Consider the following 15,203-nt stretch of genomic DNA (forward strand, 5'->3'; position numbering starts at 1 on the left):
AAGAGTGCTTCACCCAAAGGTCCTTGAGTCGTCATGCACGACCAAATCTCTACCGGTGGGTAGGTCGTAGGGTCGACGTATGCGCCGAGCAAAGATCGTCTGCACCCTGGGACCCGCCACCGATTCATACGACCAGATCAAAGCGCTGGTCGAGGCCGGTATGGACGTCGCCCGCTTCAACCTCAGCCACGGCACCCACGCCGAGCACGAGGAGCGCTACCACCGCGTCCGCAAGGCGGCAGACGAGGCCGGCCGCAGCGTCGGGGTCCTCGCCGACCTTCAAGGCCCGAAGATTCGGCTCGGCCGCTTCGCCGAGGGGCCCGTACTCCTCGAACGCGGGGACACGTTCGCCGTCACCGTCGAACCGGGCGCCGAAGGCACCCACGAACAGTGCGGCACCACCTATGCCGGCCTCGCCGAGGACGTCAGCCCCGGCGAGCGCATCCTGGTCGACGACGGCAGGGTCTGCCTCGAGGTCACCCACGTGGACGGCCCCCGGGTGCACACCAGGGTCGTCGAGGGCGGCGTGGTCTCCGACCACAAGGGGCTCAACCTCCCCGGCGTCGCCGTCTCCGTGCCCGCGCTGTCCGAGAAGGACGAGGAGGACCTGCGCTGGGCCCTGCGCACCGGCTTCGACGCCATTGCGCTGTCCTTCGTGCGCAGCGGCCGTGACGCCCTCGACGTCCACCGCATCATGGCCGAGGAGGACCGCCACCTGCCCGTCATCGCCAAGGTCGAGAAGCCGCAGGCGGTGGAGGCGATCGACGACATCGTGGCGGCGTTCGACGGGGTCATGGTCGCCCGCGGCGACCTCGGCGTGGAAATGCCGCTCGAACAGGTCCCGATGGTGCAGAAGCGCGCGATCAAGCTCGCCAAGCGCAACGCCAAACCGGTCATCGTCGCCACCCAGATGCTCGACTCGATGATCGACAACTCCCGCCCCACCCGTGCCGAGGCCAGCGACGTCGCCAACGCCGTCATCGACGGCACGGACGCCGTCATGCTGTCCGGCGAGACCAGCGTCGGCAAGTACCCCGTCGAGACGGTGCAGACCATGGCGAGGATCGTCGAGGCGGCGGAGGAGGACGTGCTCGCCCGAGGACTCACCCCGCTCACCGAGCGCGGGAAGCCCCGCACCCAGGGCGGTGCCGTCGCCCGCGCCGCCGCGGAGATGGGCGACTTCCTCGGCGCCCGGTTCCTCGTCGCCTTCACCCAGTCCGGCGACACCGCCCGCCGGCTGTCCCGCTACCGTTCCCCGATTCCGGTGCTGGCCTTCACCCCGGACCCGGCGACCCGCTCGCAGCTCAGCCTGACCTGGGGCGTCGAGACGTTCCTCGGTCCGCAGGCCGGCTCCACGGACGCGATGGTGGAGCAGGTCGACGAGCTGCTGCTGAAGACCGGGCGCTGCGAGAAGGGCGACACGGTGGTCATCACGGCCGGTTCGCCTCCCGGGGTCTCCGGCACCACGAACCTGGTCCGGGTCCACCGCATCGGCGAGGACGTAAGCCCCGGGTAGCGGCTCCACGGCCCGGTGCGTGCGGGGTTCGTGTCCGGGGCTTCCCCGCTCGTGGCCGGCTCCCCGGTCCGATCCGGGCTTCCCGATCCGGGCGGGTCGAGCGGGCGCCGCTCCGCAGGGCTCCGGGGCGCCGGCACGGCCCACCGCCGAGATCGGGCGGGGTGCGGTCGGGCTGCGGGCGAGGCGGGGGCGCGGGTGCGAGTCGCCTATCAGGCAAGGTCTTGGAATTGAAGGAAAAGTGCCCCGGGTGGGATTCGAACCCACACTGAATACCTTTTGAGGGTATCGTCTCTGCCGATTGGACTACCGGAGCTCCTGCGAATCGAAGATCACGCACGACCCGCTGCCCGTCCACCATACCGCAGCTAGGTAGGCTCTTGGGAGCAGTATCTGCCTGCCTGGACCAAGGAGCCTCAGTGACCTCCCCCGAGTCGCCCCAGCCCGTGGACGCGCCCGACGACGACAAGTCGCACGTGCCTCCGCTGACGACCCGTGTCGTCATCGCCGAGGACGAGGCCCTGATCCGGCTCGATCTCAAGGAGATGCTGGAGGAGGAGGGCTACACCGTGGTCGGCGAGGCCGGCGACGGCGAGCAGGCCGTCGAACTGTCCCGTGAGCACAGGCCGGACCTGGTGATCCTGGACGTCAAGATGCCCAAGCTGGACGGCATCTCCGCAGCCGAGAAGATCGCCGAGGAGCGCATCGCGCCGGTGCTGATGCTCACCGCCTTCTCCCAGCGCGACCTGGTCGAGCGGGCCCGGGACGCCGGTGCGATGGCGTACCTGGTCAAGCCGTTCAGCAAGAGCGACGTGGTCCCGGCGATCGAGATGGCGGTCTCCCGCTTCACGGAGCTGAAGGAACTGGAGAACGAGGTCGCCGACCTCACGCTGCGGTTGGAGACCCGGAAGCTGGTGGACCGGGCGAAGTCGATCCTCCAGACCGAGTACGGGCTGACGGAGCCGGCCGCGTTCCGGTGGATCCAGAAGACGTCGATGGACCGGCGGATGTCCATGCAGCAGGTCGCGGAGGCGGTCATCGCGGACGCGGAGGAGAAGAAGGCCGCCAAGGGGAGCTGAACCGCTCCCCGCAGACGGAGCAGCACGAGGCCCGCGTCCCCGGAAAGGGGCACGCGGGCCTCGTCGTACCGGAAGCGGCGCCTGCCTGAGGAGCCCCGGACGGGACCGGCTGGAAGGGCCGCCGGAAGGGGCCGGCCGGAGGGGTCCACCGGAAGGGGGCGACCGGCGGGAGCGGCCGGCGGGAGCGGCCGGAGTACGGCTCCCGGCGGGAGCCGTACTCCGACGGAGCTAGTCCTCGCCGAGGTACGCCTTGCGCACCGACTCGTCGTGCAGCAGGTCCTGCCCGGAGCCGGACAGGACGATGTTGCCGACCTCCATCACATGCCCGTGGTCGGCGAGGGAGAGGGCCGCCTGGGCGTTCTGCTCGACCAGCAGGATGGTGGTGCCCTGGGACTTCAGCTCGGCGATGGTCGACATGATCTTCTGCATCATGATCGGGGAGAGGCCCATGGAGGGCTCGTCGAGCATGAGCAGCTTGGGCTGGGACATCAGGGCGCGGCCCATGGCGAGCATCTGCTGCTCACCCCCGGACAGGGTGCCCGCGGCCTGCCTGCGGCGTTCCCCGAGGATGGGGAAGAGCTCGTAGGCGCGCCGGATGTCCTTCTCGATGCCCTGCCGGTCGTTCCGCAGATAGGCGCCGAGGTGGAGATTGTCCTCGATCGTCATGCGGGGGAAGATGTGCCGGCCCTCGGGGGAGTGGGCCATACCGAGGGAGACGATCTTGTGAGCCGGCGTCTTGCGCAGACTCTGACCGTCGAACGTGATCTTCCCGGTGGTGGGTTGGAGAAGGCCGGAGAGGGTGCGCAGGGTGGTGGTCTTGCCGGCGCCGTTCGTCCCGATGAGGGTGACGACCTCACCGGCGTCGATCTTGAACGAGATGCCCTTGACGGCTTCGATCTTGCCGTAGGCGACCCTGAGGTCCTCGACTTCGAGGAGTGCGGTCACTTCGGGTCCCCCTCCGTGGTGCTGATGGTGCTCTTGGACTCGGCGGCGCTGACCTCGGCGGCTTCCTCGTCGCCGGGGGCGCCCTCGAAGGGGGTGCCGAGGTACGCGGCCACGACACGTTCGTCCGCCTGGACGGTGTGGGGGTCGCCCTCGACCAGTTTCTGGCCCTGGACCAGGACGGCGACCCGGTCGCAGAGGTTCATGATGAACCGCATGTCGTGCTCGATGACCAGGACGGCGATGCCCTGGTCGCGGATCGCGAAGACGAGTTCCTCGGTGGCCCGCGTCTCCTGCGGGTTCATGCCGGCGGTGGGCTCGTCGAGCAGGAGGAGTCCGGGGTCGCTGGCGAGCGCGCGGGCGATCTCCAGCTTGCGCTGCTCGCCGTAGGGCAGGTTGCGGGAGAGGTGGTCGGCCTTGGCCGCGAGGCCGGTGAACTCCAGCAGTTCCATGGCCCGTTCACGGGAGGCGGCTTCGGCCTTCTTGAACCCCGGGGGGCGCAGGAGCGCGGACCAGAGCCCTTCCCTCGTCCTCGTGTGCCGTCCGACGAGGACGTTCTCCAGGACCGTCATGTTGGGGAAGAGACGGATGTTCTGGAAGGTCCGCGCGATGCCGGCCTGGGTGACGAGGTGCGGCTTGTGCGGGAGGACCTTGTCCCGGTAGGCGACGGTGCCCTCGGTCGGCACGTAGAGGCCGGTGAGGCAGTTGAAGAACGTGGTCTTGCCGGCGCCGTTGGGCCCGATCAGTCCGACGATCTCTCCGCTGTTGACCGTGAGGTCGACGGACTGCACGGCGGTGAGACCGCCGAAGCGCATCGTGACGCCCTGCGCGGCGAGCACCGTGCTCGGGGTGTCCGGTTGGGTGGTGGTGGTCATGTGGGTCACGCCCCTGCCTTGCCGGCGCCGAGGGGTTCGGGCAGTGGCTCTTCGTCGGTCGTGTCGGTTTCCTCGTCCTCGTGGAACTCCAGCCGCTTCCTGCGGTCGGCGATCAGGCCCTCCGGGCGGAGGCGCATGAGCACGACGAGGGCCAGACCGAAGAGGAGGAGCTGGTACTCGTTCATGAACTGGAGCTTGGCGGGGATGAGGTAGAGCAGCGAGGCGCCGATCAGCGGGCCGCTGATGGTTCCCATGCCGCCGAGGATGACCGCGGCGACCAGGAAGGCCGAGTTGGGCGGTGCGGCACCGGCGAACTGGTACTGCTCGGGGGTGATGGAGTAGTTGACGTGCGCCTGGATGGTGCCGGCCAGGCCGGCCAGGGAGGCGCCGAGGGCGAAGGCGATGAGCTTGACGCGGAAGCCGTTGATGCCCATGGCGGTGGCCGCGGTCTCGTCCTCGCGGATGGCGATCCAGGCGCGCCCGATACGTGAGTCGGCGGAGCGGCGGAAGACGGTGACGACGATGGCGGTGATCAGGAGCATGAGCAGGTAGTAGTTGCCGTACCTGTTCAGGGAGAGCCCGCCGACGAGGTCGTGGCTGATGCCGAGGTCGTAGCCGAGGATCTTCAGATCGGGGATGTTGGGGACGCCCTTGGACCCGTTGGTGACGTTGGGCCCGGTCGTGCCGTTGAGGTTGTTGACGGTGATGCGGAAGATCTCACCGAAACCGAGGGTCACGATGGCCAGGTAGTCGCCGCGGAGGCGGAGCGTGGGTGCACCGATGACGACGCCGAAGACGAGCGCGGCGGCGGCGCCGGTGAGGGCGGCGGCCCAGAAGGGGAAGTGGACGCCGATCGTGGACTGGGGGGAGCCGGAGACGAGTGCGGCCGCGAAGGCGCCGACACCGAGGAAGGCGACGTATCCGAGGTCGAGCAGGCCGGCGAGGCCCACGACGACGTTCAGCCCCAGGGCCACCGTGGCGAAGATGAGGATGTTCGCCCCGATGAGGGTGAACTGCGAGTTGGTCTGCGTGAAGGGGAAGCAGATGGCGGCGGCGAAGGCGGCGACCAGGGTGACCTGGCGGTGCTTCGCGGTCAGCGAGGTGAGACGCCGGATGAGGCCTGCCCGGTTGAGCGCCGGGACGGCGAAGCCGACGATGATGAGGAAGCCTACGAAGAGCTCGGGGTAGGCGGCGATGCCGTAGGCGAAGACCCAGAGCCCGATGGCGAACCCGGCGGCGATGACCAGGATCTCGGCCCAGGAGGGCAGCGGGGCCGGACGCTTGGGGTCGGGTGCCTTGAAGGCGTGGCGGATCCTGCCCCAGAGGGTGTCGGAGTCGCCGTCGTCGCGCGGGGTGTCGCTGGGCAGGCCCAGCGCGCCGATGACGGCGATGAGCGCCCCTGTGCCGGATATCCAGGCGCCGGCCTCCAGGTTGACCAGGCCGCCGAGTTCGCTGGAGATCGCGCCGATGGTGTAGCCGGTGGTGCCGAGCACGCCGAGCGAGAGCAGGAGCACGGCACTGTGGGAGCCGCCGGGGGTGAGCCAGCGCAGGCCGCGTATGTCCTGCGAGGACAGGAGGAAGAGAAGGGTGAGGGCGGAGCCGACCAGGGTGAGGACCTGAAGGCCGCCGGGGTACCCGTCGATGGTGAGGTCGCCGGGGAACTCGGAGGTCCAGGTCCAGGCGAGGAAGGTGCCCACGAGGGCGGCGGCGGAGCCGACCAGGACGGTGAGGCGAGCGGTGCCGAGGGGCAGCGGTATCAGCGCCGCGCCGCCCGTGGTGGGGGGCGTGGCGGTGGCCGGCTGCCGGGGCTGCGTGGTGTCGGTTGTCATGGGTATCACGCCCGATCCGCGACGCGTTCGCCGAGAAGGCCCTGGGGCCGGAAGAGAAGGACGAGGATGAGCAGGGCGAAGGCCCAGACGTCCTTCCAGGCGCCGCCACCGAAGAGTTCCATGCCGGGGATGTCGCCGACGTAGCCGATGGCGAGGGACTCGGCGATGCCGAGGACGATGCCGCCGAGCATGGCGCCGTAGATGTTGCCGATGCCGCCGAGTACCGCGGCGGTGAAGGCCTTCAGGCCCATGATGAAGCCCATGAAGAAGCTGACCTGACCGTTGTGCAGCCCGTAGCCGACAGCGGCGACGGCGGCGAAGGCCGCGCCGATGGCGAAGGCCATCACGATGGTGCGGTCGGTGTTGATGCCCATCAGCTTGGCGGTGTCGGGGTCCTGCGCGGTGGCCTGCATGCCCCGGCCGGTACGGGTCTTGTTGACGTAGTAGCCGAGGGCGATCATGCACAGCGGCGCGGAGATGAGGATGAACAGGTCCCCGCGCTGGATGCTGGCACCGAGGATGTGCAGCGAGTGGCCCCGGAACTGGGGGAAGGGGAGGTCCTTGGTGGCGCCGGGGTACCACTTCCAGACTGCTTGCTGCAGCGCCAGGGAGAGGCCGATGGCGGTGATGAGCGGGGCGAGCCTGGGGCCGCCGCGCAGCGGGCGGTAGGCGAACCGTTCCGCCGCGGCGCCGACGGCCACGGAGACGATGACGCCGCCGATGATCATCAGGGGGATGGCGGCGAGCAGGGAGAACCCGCCCGGCAGCCAGGTCCATACGGTGAGGGCGCCGAAGCCCCCCACCATGAAGATCTCGCCATGGGCGAAGTTGATGAGCTGGACAATGCCGTAGACCATCGTGTAGCCGACTGCGATGAGACCGTACATCGCGCCGAGGATGAGTCCGTTGGCCAGCTGTTGCGGCAGTTCGTTCACCGCAGGGCCTCCGTGAAGTGGTTCGGATAAGGCGCCGCGCGGGAGCGCTGGTGGCGTTCCCGCGCGGCCTGGGTGAAGGTGGCGGCCTGGTGTGGCGGCCGGTGGTCGGTTACGGCTTGATGGCGGCGCTGTACTCGGGCTTCCAGGCCCCGCCCTTGATCTTGTAGGCGGTCATCATCGTGTTGGTGGTGTCGCCGTACTCGTCGAACGAGATGGTGCCGGTGACGCCGTCGAACTTGATGGACGACATCGCGTCGAGCACCTTCGAGCGGGCATTGGAGGGCAGCTTGCCGCCGTTGTCCTCGACGACCTTCTTGACGGCCTCGATGACGGACCACGTGGCGTCGTAGGTGAGGCCGCCGTACGCCTCGTAGGCGTCCTTGTAGCCCGCGGCCTGGTAGTCGGCGATGAAGGTCTTGGCGGAGTCCAGCGACTCGACCGGCTTGCCGACGGAGGTCGCGAGGTCGCCCTCGGCCTTCTTGTTGAGCTTCGGGAACTCGCCGCTGTAGATGCCGTCGCCGCCCATCAGCGGGATCTGCGCGCCGCTCTGCTTGAGCTGCTGGCTGAGCGGTGCGGCGGCGGGGTACTCGCCGCCGTAGTACAGGGCCTGAGCGCCGGTCTTCTTGACCTTGGTGACGATGGCGTTGAAGTCGCGGTCCTGCGGGTTGATGTGGTCCGAGCCGACGATCTGCCCGCCGAGCTTGGTGTAGGTGTCCTTGAAGGAGGCGGCGAGGCCGGCGCCGTAGGTCTTCTGGTCGTCGACCAGGTACACCTTCTTGATCTTCGCCGTGTTGAAGAGGTAGTTGGCGGCGAAGGCGCCCTGGACCGCGTCGGTGGTGGCGGTGCGGAAGAAGCTCTTGAAGGGGCGCTTCTTGTCGCCGCTCTTCCAGTTGTCGCCCTGGGTGAGCTCGGTGCCGGTGTTGGACGGCGAGACCTGGGTGAGGTTCGCGTCGTTGAACGGCTTCTGCATCGACTGGGAGACGTTGGAGTTCAGCGGCCCGACGACACCGAGGACGTCCTTGTTGCTGATGAACTTGGCGGCGTTCTGCGCACCGATCGAGGCCTGGGCCTGGTCGTCCAGGGGCATGGTCTCGAACGTGACGCCCTTGACGTAGTTCTTCTTGTTGGCCGTCTTGGCGGCCAGGTCGGCGGAGTTCTTCATGCCGAGACCGAGGGCCGAGAGGTCGCCGCTGAGAGGTGCGTCCAGGCCGATGATGACGGTGGTCTTGCCGCCGCCGTTGCTGCCGCTGTCGCTGCCCTTGTCGCGCGAACCGCAGGCGGTCAGTGTCAGTGCACCTGTGGTCAGCACTGAGGTAAGAATGATCAAGGAACGGTGTCGCACGATGAGTCCTTTCCCTGGCGCGGCGCCTCTGGTGAGGCGCTCTGTCGAGCGCCGGGCCGTACTGGGTGTGTGCAGAGAGGCCGTGCTTGCAAGGCGCCCGGCGGCGCGGTGACTGGGCGTGACTCTAAGCCTGGGGGGAGGGTGTCGACAGCAGCGTGAGCTCGCTTGTGACTTTCTTGTTATGGCGTGCCGGGATCGGCGGCAGGGGAATAGCGATTCCCGGTCGCTTTGACAGGTTTTTGCTCTTGTCCGCATGGTGAGAACCCGCACTTCCCGTCGCCAGTCGCTCGCCCTTGGGGGGTCCGGGCGAGGGGCGTCTCAGACAGCCCCTTGAAGGCGGTGGGGGATAGGTGTTTCCCGCTCCGCCGCGGGGTCCCCGTATTGCATGCACGTGACGCTGTGTTACGGGGGAAAGAGCTGCGCGTCATTCCGGGGCGGAAAGGTCCACACCGTCTGAATGTGCCCTGACAATGGGGCGCGGAAAGGAGCAAAACCAGGTTTTGTGCATGACGGAGTCGGCTGTTCCGGTGCGGAGGCTCCCGGGACGGGTGGGAGAGGCGTGTCTCTCCGTGCAGTGCCGCCGGACGTTTCGGGCGCACGAAGAGGCGCCCGGGAGCGGATTGCGTGCGATCCGCACGGCAGTCCGCTCCCGGGCGCCTTCGACGGTGCCGCCGGCCGCCGGCCGCCGGCCGCGAGCCGCGAGCCGCGAGCCGCGAGCCGCGGTCCCGGTGTCCGGGGACCGAACGGGTCAGGCAGCGCGGTGGAGTCGGGCGTCCGGCCCCCGCTCAGGCCGGGGTGCGCGAGGCGTCGCCCGGCCCGGCGTCCCGCAGCAGGCAGGTCAGCCGGGCGCTGCACACGCGGCGGCCCTCCTCGTCGCTGATGACGATCTCGTAGGTCGCCGTGGAGCGGCCGCGGTGCACCGGAGTGGCCACACCGGTCACCAGGCCGGAGCGGACGCCCCGGTGGTGGGTGCAGTTCAGGTCCACACCGACGGCGATCTTGGAGACCCCGCCGTGCAGCATCGAGCCCACCGAACCGAGCGTCTCGGCCAGCACCGCCGAGGCGCCGCCGTGCAGCAGCCCGTAGGGCTGGGTGTTGCCCTCCACCGGCATGGTGCCGACGACGCGGTCCGCGGACGCCTCGGTGATCTGCACGCCCATCCGGGTGCCGAGGTGTCCCGCGGAGAACAGTGCGGGCAGGTCGACGCCCAGGGAGGCGTACTCCTCGACCACCTCTTGCGGGAACTTCACTTGCTGCTGCTCGCCCATGGGGCCCGGCTCCGTCCGTCGTTCCAAGTCCGGCAGTGACATGAGCGAACGCTCAGTCGGTCCTCGATTGTTCCAGACGGACGATGACGGACTTGCTGGCCGGGGTGTTGCTGGTGTCCGCGGTGGCGTCCAGCGGGACCAGGACGTTCGTCTCCGGGTAGTACGCGGCCGCGCAGCCGCGCGCCGTCGGGTACACCACGACCCGGAAGCCCGGCGCCCGCCGCTCCACCCCGTCCTTCCACTCGCCGACCAGATCGACGTAGGAACCGTCCGCGACGCCCAGCGCGCGGGCGTCCTCGGGGTGCACGAGCACGACCCGGCGGCCGTTCCTGATGCCCCGGTAGCGGTCGTCCAGACCGTAGATCGTGGTGTTGTACTGGTCGTGCGAGCGCAGCGTCTGCAGCAGCAGCCGGCCCTCGGGCACCCGGGGGTACTCCACGGGCGCCGCGGTGAAGTTGGCCTTCCCGGTGGCGGTGGGGAAGCGGCGCTCGTCGCGCGGCGCGTGCGGCAGCGCGAACCCTCCCGGGGCGGCCACCCGGGTGTTGAAGTCCTCGAAGCCGGGCACCACGCGTCCGATACGGTCCCGGACGGCCGCGTAGTCCCTCTCGAACTCCGCCCACGGCACCACACTGCCCGCGCCGAGCACCCGGCGGGCGAGCCGGCAGACGATGGCCGGCTCCGACAGCAGGTGCGGGCTCGCCGGCTCCAGCCGGCCGCGGGAGGCGTGCACCATGCCCATGGAGTCCTCCACGGTCACGAACTGCTCGCCGCCGTCCTGCCGGTCGCGTTCGGTGCGCCCGAGCGTCGGCAGGATCAGCGCCCGCGCACCCGTGACGACGTGCGAGCGGTTGAGCTTGGTCGACACGTGCACGGTCAGCCTGGCGCGCCGCATCGCCGCCTCGGTGACCTCCGTGTCGGGAGAGGCGGAGACGAAGTTCCCGCCCATGGCGAAGAACACCTTCGCCTCCCCGTCGCGCAGCGCGCGGATGGCCCGCACGACGTCGAGGCCGTGCTCCCGCGGCGGCGCGAACCCGAACTCCGCCTCCAGCGCGTCCAGGAAGGCGGGCGCGGGGCGCTCGAAGATGCCCATGGTGCGGTCGCCCTGCACGTTCGAGTGGCCGCGCACCGGGCACACGCCCGCACCCGGGCGGCCGATGTCGCCGCGCAGGAGCAGGAAGTTGACCACCTCGCGAATGGTGGCCACGGAATGCTTGTGCTGGGTCAGACCCATCGCCCAGCAGACGATGGTGCGCTGCGAACCGAGGACCATGGCCAGGGCCAGGTCGATCTCCTCCCGGCTCAGACCGGTGGCGGCGAGCGTCTCCTCCCAGTCGGCGTCACGAGCCGCCTCGGCGAACTCCGCGTATCCGTGGGTGTGTTCGCGGACGAACTCCTCGTCGACCGCCCCGTCCGTCTCGACGATCAGCTTGTTCAGGAGGCGGAAGAGGGCCTGGTCGCCGCCGATGCGGATCTGCAGGAACAGGTCGGTGAGCGCGGTGCCGGAGGTGAGGCCCTTCGCCGTCTGCGGGTTCCTGAACCGCTCCAGGCCCGCCTCGGGCAGCGGGTTGACGCTGATGATCTTCGCGCCGTTCGCCTTGGCCTTCTCCAGGGCGGCGAGCATGCGGGGGTGGTTCGTCCCCGGGTTCTGCCCCGCCACGATGATCAGGTCGGCCCGGTACAGGTCCTCCAGCAGGACGCTGCCCTTGCCGACGCCGATGGTCTCGCCCAGCGCCGAGCCGGAGGACTCGTGGCACATGTTGGAGCAGTCCGGCAGGTTGTTGGTGCCCAGCTCGCGCGCGAAGAGCTGGTAGAGGAACGCGGCCTCGTTGCTGGTGCGGCCGGAGGTGTAGAAGACGGACTCGTCGGGGGAGGAGAGGGCGGAGATCTCCTCGGCGATGATGTCGAAGGCGCGTTCCCAGGTGACCGGCTCGTAGTGGTCGGCTCCCTCGGCCAGGTGCACGGGGTGCGTCAGCCGGCCCTGCTGCCCCAGCCAGTACCCGCTCCGTTCCGCCAGCTCGGCGACGGAGTGCGCGGCGAAGAACTCCGGGGTGACCCGCCGCAGCGTGGCCTCCTCGGCGACCGCCTTCGCGCCGTTCTCGCAGAACTCCGCGGCATGCCGGTGGTCCGGCTCCGGCCAGGCGCAGCCCGGGCAGTCGAAACCGTCCTTCTGGTTCACGCGCAGCAGGGTCAGCGCGGTGCGCTTCACGCCCATCTGCCGCTCGGCGACGCGCAGCGTGTGGCCGATCGCCGACAATCCGGCCGCCGCGTGCTGCGCCTCGCCGACCTGCGGCGCGTCCTGAACGGGATCCGTCTTCGGCGGCTTCTTCGCCATCGGACGCTCTCCTTCCGCTGCATGTGCCTGCCCCGTCCCCGCATCCTCGCACGCACCACCGACACCGGCCGGTCCCCGCGCACCCACGGCCCGGGCAGCACCCGCACCCTCCCGGTACCCCGCCTCCCGCGCTCCACCGCCCGCGCCGCGCGGAACTGCGCGGAACTGCGCGGAACACGACGGGCGCGCGGAAGGGGGGCGAGGGACCGGGTGGCCGCTCACTGTCAGTGGGTCGTGGCAGGATCGGGGGCGTGGCAGAGACAGCATCGAAGAAGACCGACAGCACCCCCGGCGGCGACCGCCCGCGCCTGATGCTCATGGACGGGCACTCGCTGGCCTACCGCGCGTTCTTCGCGCTGCCCGCGGAGAACTTCACCACCGCTACGGGCCAGCCGACGAACGCGATCTACGGCTTCGCCTCGATGCTGGCCAACACCCTGCGTGACGAGGCGCCCACGCACTTCGCGGTGGCCTTCGACGTCTCCCGCAAGACCTGGCGTTCGGAGGCGTTCACCGAGTACAAGGCGAACCGCTCCAAGACCCCGGACGAGTTCAGGGGCCAGGTCGAGCTGATCGGCGAGCTGCTCGACGCGATGCACGTCTCCCGCTTCGCCGTCGACGGGTACGAGGCCGACGACGTCATCGCCACGCTCGCGACCCGGGCGGAGGCCGAGGGCTTCGAGGTCCTGATCGTCACCGGCGACCGGGACAACTTCCAGCTCATCACCGACAACGTCACGGTGCTGTACCCCACCAAGGGCGTGTCGGAGCTGACCCGCTTCACCCCCGAGAAGGTCGTCGAGAAGTACGGGTTGACGCCCGCCCAGTACCCGGACTTCGCCGCGCTGCGCGGCGACCCGTCCGACAACCTCCCGGGCATCCCCGGCGTCGGCGAGAAGACCGCGGCCAAGTGGATCAACCAGTTCGGCTCCTTCGCGGAGCTGGTGGAGCGGGTCGAGGAGGTCAAGGGCAAGGCCGGGCAGAACCTCCGAGACCACCTGGAGGCGGTCAAGCTCAACCGCCGCCTGACGGAGATGGTGCGCACGGTCGAGCTCGAGACCACGGTCGCGGAGCTCGCGCGCGCGCCGTACGACCGCAAGGCCGTCGCACTGGTCCTGGACACCCTGGAGATCCGCAACCCGTCGCTGCGCGAGCGCCTGCTGGCCGTCGATCCCGGGGCCGAGCAGGCCGAGGAGGCCCCGGTGCTCGCGGACGGCGTGGAACTGGACACCACCCTCCTCGGCACCGGCGAGCTGGCCCCATGGCTCGCCGAGCACGCCGGCGGGGCGCTGGGCGTCGCCACCGTGGACACCTGGGCACTGGGCAGCGGATCCGTCACCGAGGTCGCGCTCGCCACGGCCGAGGGGCCGGCCGCCTGGTTCGACCCCGCACAGCTCGACCAGGCCGACGAGACCGCCTTCGCGGCCTGGCTGGCCGCCGCGGACCGGCCCAAGGTGCTGCACAACGCCAAGCGCGCGATGCGCGTCCTCGCCGAGCACGGCTGGAGCGTCGACGGGGTGACCATGGACACCGCGCTCGCCGCGTACCTGGTCAAGCCGGGCCGCCGCTCCTTCGATCTGGACGCGCTCTCCCTGGAGTACCTGGGCCGCGAGCTGGCCCCGGCCGCCGCGGCCGACGGGCAGCTTGCCTTCGGCGTGGACGACGGCGCCGAGGCCGAGGCACTGATGACCAAGGCACGCGCGATCCTCGACCTGGGGGAGGCCTTCGAGGGCAGGCTGCGCGACGTCGGCGCCGCGGACCTGCTGCGGGACGTGGAGCTGCCCACCTCCGCGCTGCTGGCCCGGATGGAGCGGCACGGCATCGCCGCGGACCGCGCCCACCTGGACGCCATGGAGCAGATGTTCGCCGGGGCCGTGCAGCAGGCGGTGAAGGAGGCGCACGCGGCCGCCGGACACGAGTTCAACCTCGGCTCGCCCAAGCAGCTGCAGGAGGTCCTCTTCGGTGAACTGGGCCTGCCCAGGACGAAGAAGACCAAGACCGGCTACACCACCGACGCCGACGCGCTGGCCTGGCTGGCCGGCCAGACCGACAACGAACTGCCGGTCATCATGCTGCGCCACCGGGAGCAGGCCAAGCTGCGCGTCACCGTGGAAGGCCTGATCAAGACGATCGCCGCGGACGGCCGGATCCACACCACGTTCAACCAGACGGTGGCGGCCACCGGCCGCCTGTCCTCCACCGACCCCAACCTGCAGAACATCCCCGTCCGTACCGACGAGGGCCGTGCCATCCGCCGTGGTTTCGTGGTCGGCGAGGGATACGAGTCGCTGATGACCGCGGACTACAGCCAGATCGAGCTCCGCGTCATGGCGCACCTGTCCGAGGACGCCGGACTGATCGAGGCGTTCACCTCCGGTGAGGACCTGCACACCACGGCTGCCTCCCAGGTCTTCGGCGTCGACCGCTCGGCGGTGGACGCCGAGATGCGCCGCAAGATCAAGGCCATGTCGTACGGCCTGGCGTACGGTTTGTCGGCCTTCGGCCTGTCCCAGCAGCTCAACATCGAGGCCGGCGAGGCCCGCGCGCTGATGGACGCCTACTTCGACCGCTTCGGCGGGGTACGGGACTACCTGCACCGGGTCGTCGACGAGGCCCGGGCGACGGGGTACACGGCGACCCTGTTCGGGCGCCGCCGCTATCTGCCCGATCTCAACAGCGACAACCGCCAGCGCCGCGAGGCGGCCGAACGAATGGCTCTGAACGCGCCCATCCAGGGCACGGCGGCCGACATCGTCAAGATCGCCATGCTGCACGTGGACCGGGCGCTGCGCGAGGCGGGGCTGAGCTCCCGGATGCTGCTCCAGGTGCACGACGAGATCGTGCTGGAGATCGCGCCCGGAGAGCGCGAGGCGGTGGAGGAACTGATCCGCCGGGAGATGGCCGCCGCGGTGAGTCTGCGCGCCCCGCTGGACGTCTCGGTGGGCGTCGGCACGGACTGGGAGTCGGCGGCCCACTGACAGCGGCACGCACCCCGACTCGCGGCGCCGGGTCGCGCGGTGCGCGGACCCTCACGCCGGGCGGCGCCTCGCGCGGTGACCATCTCACCCGGGGCCGCCGCCGCGCCGGG

Annotated in this window: 10 protein-coding genes and 1 tRNA gene; 3 read left to right on the plus strand and 8 right to left on the minus strand. The window is 70.0% G+C overall.

Features of this window, described 5'->3' with window-relative positions:
- The first annotated feature begins 79 nt into the window (after positions 1-79).
- The gene (pyk, locus tag ACL02U_RS06900) at positions 80-1,516 is read left to right on the plus strand and encodes a pyruvate kinase (protein WP_412789754.1); all 1,437 of its coding nucleotides are present in this window, start codon (positions 80-82) and stop codon (positions 1,514-1,516) included.
- A 239-nt stretch (positions 1,517-1,755) separates the two neighbouring features.
- Here pyk and ACL02U_RS06905 read toward each other — a convergent pair.
- Positions 1,756-1,829: transfer RNA gene (locus ACL02U_RS06905), tRNA-Leu, on the minus strand.
- 103 nt (positions 1,830-1,932) lie between these two features.
- Here ACL02U_RS06905 and ACL02U_RS06910 point away from each other — a divergent pair.
- Complete coding sequence (locus ACL02U_RS06910) at positions 1,933-2,592, plus strand: ANTAR domain-containing response regulator (RefSeq protein WP_412789755.1); 660 nt, start codon at positions 1,933-1,935, stop codon at positions 2,590-2,592.
- Positions 2,593-2,820: 228 nt separating this feature from the next.
- On the opposite strand, the gene ACL02U_RS06915 is transcribed toward ACL02U_RS06910, so the two are convergent.
- From ACL02U_RS06915 to ACL02U_RS06945, 7 genes are all read right to left on the minus strand, one after another.
- On the minus strand, positions 2,821-3,537 hold the full coding sequence (locus ACL02U_RS06915) for an ABC transporter ATP-binding protein (protein WP_412789756.1): 717 nt from the start codon (positions 3,535-3,537) through the stop codon (positions 2,821-2,823).
- Entirely contained in the window at positions 3,534-4,409 is an 876-nt protein-coding gene (locus ACL02U_RS06920) for an ABC transporter ATP-binding protein (RefSeq protein WP_412789757.1), read from the minus strand. The genes ACL02U_RS06915 and ACL02U_RS06920 overlap by 4 nt, the downstream gene beginning before the upstream one ends.
- 5 nt (positions 4,410-4,414) lie before the next feature.
- Complete coding sequence (locus tag ACL02U_RS06925) at positions 4,415-6,238, minus strand: branched-chain amino acid ABC transporter permease (protein ID WP_412789758.1); 1,824 nt, start codon at positions 6,236-6,238, stop codon at positions 4,415-4,417.
- Positions 6,239-6,243: 5 nt separating this feature from the next.
- Entirely contained in the window at positions 6,244-7,173 is a 930-nt protein-coding gene (locus ACL02U_RS06930) for a branched-chain amino acid ABC transporter permease (RefSeq protein ID WP_412789759.1), read from the minus strand.
- A 109-nt stretch (positions 7,174-7,282) separates the two neighbouring features.
- Complete coding sequence (locus tag ACL02U_RS06935; protein WP_412789760.1) at positions 7,283-8,500, minus strand: branched-chain amino acid ABC transporter substrate-binding protein; 1,218 nt, start codon at positions 8,498-8,500, stop codon at positions 7,283-7,285.
- Between the two features lie 800 nt (positions 8,501-9,300).
- Complete coding sequence (locus ACL02U_RS06940; protein ID WP_412789761.1) at positions 9,301-9,783, minus strand: PaaI family thioesterase; 483 nt, start codon at positions 9,781-9,783, stop codon at positions 9,301-9,303.
- Positions 9,784-9,835: 52 nt separating this feature from the next.
- A complete protein-coding gene (locus ACL02U_RS06945) occupies positions 9,836-12,115 on the minus strand; it encodes an FdhF/YdeP family oxidoreductase (RefSeq protein WP_412789762.1) in 2,280 nt (759 codons plus the stop codon).
- A 251-nt stretch (positions 12,116-12,366) separates the two neighbouring features.
- Between ACL02U_RS06945 and polA the strand changes: the two genes are divergently transcribed.
- Complete coding sequence (gene polA, locus ACL02U_RS06950) at positions 12,367-15,093, plus strand: DNA polymerase I (protein ID WP_412789763.1); 2,727 nt, start codon at positions 12,367-12,369, stop codon at positions 15,091-15,093.
- Positions 15,094-15,203: the final 110 nt, after the last annotated feature.

Origin of the sequence: Streptomyces sp. MS06, from assembly GCF_047200655.1 — a bacterium.
GTDB lineage: Bacteria > Actinomycetota > Actinomycetes > Streptomycetales > Streptomycetaceae > Streptomyces.